At 70.3% G+C, this 3,250-nt stretch carries 2 protein-coding genes; both read right to left on the bottom strand.

Translation table 11 applies throughout. From position 1 onward, the window contains the following. Window positions 1-245: 245 nt before the first annotated feature. Window positions 246-824 carry a TerD family protein gene (locus AOK18_RS27180; protein ID WP_055696049.1) on the bottom strand — a complete coding sequence of 193 codons (579 nt, stop codon included), beginning with the start codon at window positions 822-824 and terminating at the stop codon, window positions 246-248. Window positions 825-983: 159 nt separating this feature from the next. Beyond that, complete coding sequence (uvrB, locus tag AOK18_RS27175; protein ID WP_055696048.1) at window positions 984-3,119, bottom strand: excinuclease ABC subunit UvrB; 2,136 nt, start codon at window positions 3,117-3,119, stop codon at window positions 984-986. Window positions 3,120-3,250: the final 131 nt, after the last annotated feature.

Below are 3,250 nucleotides of genomic sequence, written 5' to 3'. Positions count from 1 at the left end.
CGAGATCCGGATCTCGAGGCGGGTCTGGGAGAGGGGGTGGTTCTGTCCCCGCACCAGCTCAGCCGTCATCGCCCTCGTCCCCCTGTGTCGCGTGCTTCGCGTGTGCCGCTCGTGTTCCGTCGTGCGCGGGTGCCGCCGGTGACGTGCCGTTCGCCGCGTCGCCCGGGGCGGTCCGGGCGCCGCTCACCGGCCCCGGCGGGGCCGGCCGGTGCTCCGGGTGCCCGGCCGGGTGCCGCCGCGGACGCTCAGAGCACCGGCAGGATCGCCGGCATGAGGTCCTGGAAGGTGCGGCCGTTGGCCGGGTTCCCGAGGGCCGTCATCGTCCAGCCCGTGCCCGAGCGGTGCACCTTCGCCATGAGCTGGGCCGTGTAGGCGCCGCCGCCGGCGAGGGTGTAGCGGGCGAGTTCCTGGCCGTTGGTCTCGTCGACGAGGCGGCAGAACGCGTTCTGCACCTCCTGGAAGGTCTGGCCCGTGAAGGAGTTCACGGTGAAGACGATCTGGTCGATGTGGACCGGGACGCGGGACAGGTCGACGAGGATGGCCTCGTCGTCGCCGCCCTGGCCGACGCCGCCGACGAGGTTGTCGCCGGTGTGGCGCACGGAGCCGTCGTCGCTCACCAGGTGGCGGAAGAAGACGACGTCGACCGGCTGCCTGTCCGCGAACAGGACGGCGGAGGCGTCCAGGTCGATCTCCCGGGTACGCGAGCCGAACAGGCCGCGGCGGGGGGCCGCCTGCCAGCCGAGACCCATGCGGACCGCGGTCAGGCTGCCGCCGTCGTTCTTCTGCAGACTGATGGCCTGACCCTTGGTCATGTTGACGGTCACGCGCTGATTCCCCTCTCGGACTTTCCCCTGTTGCCGCGAAACCGCGGATGCCCCGAACCCTACGCAGGAGCGCCGGGGGTGACGCACCCCGGTTCGCGCTTTGTGTCGGTCTTGCAACACATGCGTGCCGGACGGGCGCCGGGCCGGTGGCCGGTCCCGTCAGGACAGGCCCACCTCCCGCATCTGCCGCAACTCCTTCTTCATCTCGGAGACCTCGTCGCGCAGCCGGGCCGCGATCTCGAACTGGAGGTCGGCGGCGGCGGCCCGCATCCGCGCGGTGAGTTCCTCGATCTGCCCGGCGAGTTCCGCCGCGGGCCGGTCGGTGGGCACCGGCTCGGCGCCCTTGGCGCCCTTCGCGCCCCTGGCCGCCTTGCCGCCGAGTGCGGGCACGGGGGCCTTGGTCCCGCCGCCGTCCTTCTTGGCCTGGCGGTAGCCGGAGCCCAGCAGCTGCTCGGTGTCGACGTCCTCGCGGGCGATCTGGGAGACGATGTCGTTGATCTTCTTGCGGAGCGGCTGGGGGTCGATGCCCTTGGCCCGGTTGTAGGCGACCTGCTTCTCCCGGCGGCGGTTGGTCTCGTCGATGGCCTTCTCCATCGCCGGGGTGATCCTGTCCGCGTACATGTGGACCTGGCCGGAGACGTTGCGCGCGGCGCGGCCGATCGTCTGGATCAGGGAGGTGCCGGAGCGCAGGAAGCCCTCCTTGTCCGCGTCGAGGATCGCGACCAGGGACACCTCGGGCAGGTCGAGTCCCTCGCGCAGCAGGTTGATGCCGACGAGGACGTCGTACTCGCCGCTGCGCAGTTCCCGCAGGAGTTCGACGCGGCGCAGGGTGTCGACGTCGCTGTGGAGGTAGCGCACCTGGATGCCGAGTTCGAGGAAGTAGTCGGTGAGGTCCTCGGCCATCTTCTTGGTGAGCGTGGTCACCAGGACGCGCTCGTCCTTCTCGACGCGCGAGCGGATCTCGTGCACCAGGTCGTCGATCTGGCCCTCGGTGGGTTTGACGACGACCTCGGGGTCGACCAGGCCGGTGGGGCGGATGATCTGCTCGACGACGCCGTCCGAGCGGGAGAGCTCGTACTGGCCGGGGGTGGCCGAGAGGTAGACGGCCTGGCCGATGCGCTCCTGGAACTCCTCCCACTTCAGCGGGCGGTTGTCCAGGGCGGAGGGGAGCCGGAAGCCGTGGTCGACGAGGGTGCGCTTGCGGGAGGCGTCGCCCTCGTACATGGCGCCGATCTGCGGCACGGTGACGTGCGACTCGTCGATGACGAGGAGGAAGTCGTCCGGGAAGTAGTCCAGCAGGGTGTTCGGCGGGGAGCCGGGAGAGCGGCCGTCGAAGTGCATCGAGTAGTTCTCCACGCCGGAGCAGGAGCCGATCTGGCGGAGCATCTCGATGTCGTAGGTGGTGCGCATGCGCAGGCGCTGGGCCTCCAGGAGCTTGCCCTGCCCCTCCAGCTCGGTCAGGCGCTCGCCGAGTTCCTTCTCGATGTCGTTGACCGCGCGCTCCAGCCGCTCGGGGCCCGCGACGTAGTGGGAGGCCGGGAAGACGTACAGCTGCCGGTCGTCGCTGATGATCTCGCCGGTGAGCGGGTGGAGCGTGGACAGGGCCTCGATCTCGTCGCCGAACATCTCGATGCGGACGGCGAGCTCCTCGTAGACCGGGAAGATCTCGATGGTGTCGCCGCGGACGCGGAAGGTGCCCCGGGTGAAGGCCAGGTCGTTGCGCGTGTACTGGATGTCCACGAAGCGGCGCAGCAGTTCGTCCCGGTCGACCTCGTCGCCGACGCGGAGGGGGACCATGCGGTCCACGTACTCCTGCGGGGTGCCGAGGCCGTAGATGCAGGAGACGGAGGCGACCACGACGACGTCGCGGCGGGTGAGCAGGGAGTTGGTCGCGGAGTGGCGCAGCCGCTCGACCTCCTCGTTGATCGAGGAGTCCTTCTCGATGTAGGTGTCCGACTGCGGTACGTACGCCTCGGGCTGGTAGTAGTCGTAGTACGAGACGAAGTATTCGACCGCGTTGTTCGGGAGGAGTTCGCGGAACTCGTTGGCCAGCTGGGCGGCCAGGGTCTTGTTCGGCGCCATGACCAGGGTGGGGCGCTGGAGCTTCTCGATCATCCACGCGGTGGTGGCGGACTTGCCGGTGCCGGTCGCGCCCAGGAGGACGACGTCCTTCTCGCCTGCTTCGATGCGCCGGGCGAGGTCGGCGATGGCCGTCGGCTGGTCGCCGCTGGGCTGGAAGGGGCTGACGACCTCGAAGGGCGCCACCGTGCGTTCGATCTGGGAAACGGGCCGCATGTCACCCACGGTACGACCCCCCACCGACAACGGGTCCCGGTCAGCGTTTCTGCGGGGTGCGGGTGCGGCGTCCGGAGGGGCGGGGGGCGCGCGACCGCGGGCGTGCCGGTCGCGGCGGGGCGGGGTGGTGC

Source organism: Streptomyces prasinopilosus (assembly GCF_001419695.1).
GTDB lineage: Bacteria > Actinomycetota > Actinomycetes > Streptomycetales > Streptomycetaceae > Streptomyces > Streptomyces prasinopilosus.
This window is presented reverse-complemented; position numbering and strand designations above follow the sequence as displayed.